General features: G+C 40.0%; 1 protein-coding gene. It reads right to left on the minus strand.

What is annotated here, in order from left to right; translation table 11 throughout:
• A partial coding sequence (locus RZ78_RS05875; RefSeq protein ID WP_155451858.1) for a DUF1542 domain-containing protein occupies positions 1–2225 on the minus strand: 2225 nt, incomplete at both ends.

The following is a 2225-nucleotide window of genomic DNA, read 5'->3' on the forward strand; positions in this document are numbered from 1 at the left end:
TGTTGACCATCAATATTAGTATTACCATCTTTGATTGCACCGTTAATTTCATCTGCATTTGAAGCATCATCAATCTTAGCTTGGGCAGCTTTATTAGCATCATCAACATTCTTCTTTTGTGCGTCTTTTTCTGCACTAGTCAAAGTGTCATCAGCATCAATAGCTTTTTTAATCTTGTTGGCTTCAGCATCCATTTGTGACTTAGCGTCAGATTTCTGAGTGTCTAATGGTGTACCTGATTTGTGTTCACCATCAATCTTTTGGTTACTATTGTCGACAGCTTGTTTGATACCTTCAGCATCGTAGGATGCTTCGATTGCCTTCTTACCAGCGTCAACATCGGCATCGATGGCTGCCTTTTGAGCATCCTTTTCGGATTGAGTTAATGTGTTATCAGCATCAATAGCTGCCTTAACCTTGTTTGCTTCTGTATCTAAGTCATTCTTCTTAGCTGTCTTTTGATCAGCTACGGCTTGGCCTGAAACGTGGTCACCATTGATTTTACCTGTAGTGTAACTGACTAACTTGTTGATGTCATCGGCGTTAGTTGCACTATCAATGGATTTTTCGCCGGCTTCTCTATCAGCGTCAACCTTGGCACTTTGGGCATCTTTTTCGGCTTGGGTTAATGTCGCATCGTTTGCGATATCTTGTTTAATCTTAGTTGCTTGGTCGTCCAATGACTTCTTAGCAGCTGCCTTTTGGTCATCAACTGATTCACCTGGTACATGGTCACCATTGATTTTATCGTTACCATTATCAGTTGCTTCTTTGACACCTTCAGCATCAGTGGCAGCGTCGATAGCCTTTTCAGCAGCTTCCTTATCGGCTTCTACCTTGGCAGTTTGAGCATCTTTTTGAGCTTGAGTTAATGTCGCATCGTTTTGGATATCGTTCTTAGTCTTAGCTGCTAGGTCTTCTAATTGTTTCTTAGCAACGGACTTTTGGTCATCAACTGACTTACCTGCTTTGTGATCACCAGAAATATTATTATTGCCATTATCAGTTGCTTCCTTAACACCTTCAGCATCAGAGGCAGCGTCGATAGCCTTTTCAGAAGCTTCCCTATCAGCATCCACCTTAGCAGTTTGGGCATCTTTTTCTGCCTTAGTTAACGTTACATCGTTTGCGATGTCGTTCTTAACCTTAGCTGCTTGGTCGTCTAGTTGCTTCTTAGCAGCTGATTTTCGGCTATCTACTGACGCACCTTGTTGATGGTCTTTATCAACTTGAGTATTAGTATCACTAACTGCTTTGTTGATACTGTCTGCATCTTTAGCATTATCAATTTCATCTTTACCAGCTTGAGCGTCAGAATCAACTTTATTCTTTTGAGCTTGCTTTTCAGCATTAGTTAATGTCTTATCAGCATCAATTTTATCTTTTGTAGCTTTAGCTTCAGCATCAATTGCATTCTTAGCATCAGATTTTTGAGTATCTAGTGATGTTCCTTGTTTGTAGTCAGCATCAATTGCATTCTTAGCATCACTAAGCGCCTTGTTGATGCTGTCGGCATCTGTTGCGTTATTAATAGCTTGCTTACCAGTTTGAACATCAGCATCAACCTTAGCCTTTTGGGCATCCCTTTCAGCTTGAGTTAATGTTGCATCGTTTTGGATTTTATCCTTAATACTATTTGCTTCTGCATCTAATTGAGAAGTTGCATTACTCTTTTGACTGTCTACTGATGTTCCTGGTACGTGTTCACCAGCAACCTTCTTATTAGCATCACTCAATGCATCATTAATACCGTCAGCGTCGGTTGCACTATTAATAGCATTCATACCGTTTGTAACATCTTGGTCAATGTTAGCTTTTTGAGCCTTCTTTTGGTCACTTGTTAATGTGGCATCATTGTCAATATCTTGCTTAATCTTAGCCGCTTGGGCATTTAATTGATCTTGAGCAGTTTTCTTTTGGTCTGACAATGGAGTACCAGAAACATGTTCACCATCAATAGCCTTCTTGGCATCAACAATTGCTTGGTTAATGCCATCAGCATTTGATTGCTTGTCAATGGCATCCTTACCAGCTTGAACATCGTTATCAATCTTGGCCTTTTGAGCATCTTTGGCTGACTTACTCAATGTTGGGTCGTTATCGATGTCTTGTTTAATCTTGTTAGCTTCAGCGTCTAATTGCTTCTTAGCAGCATCTTGTTGATCCTTAACTGATGTACCTGATTTATGTTGACCATCAATATTAGTATTACCATCTTTGATTGC

Source organism: Apilactobacillus kunkeei (genome assembly GCF_001308195.1).
In the GTDB taxonomy this organism is placed as follows: Bacteria; Bacillota; Bacilli; order Lactobacillales; family Lactobacillaceae; genus Apilactobacillus; species Apilactobacillus kunkeei_C.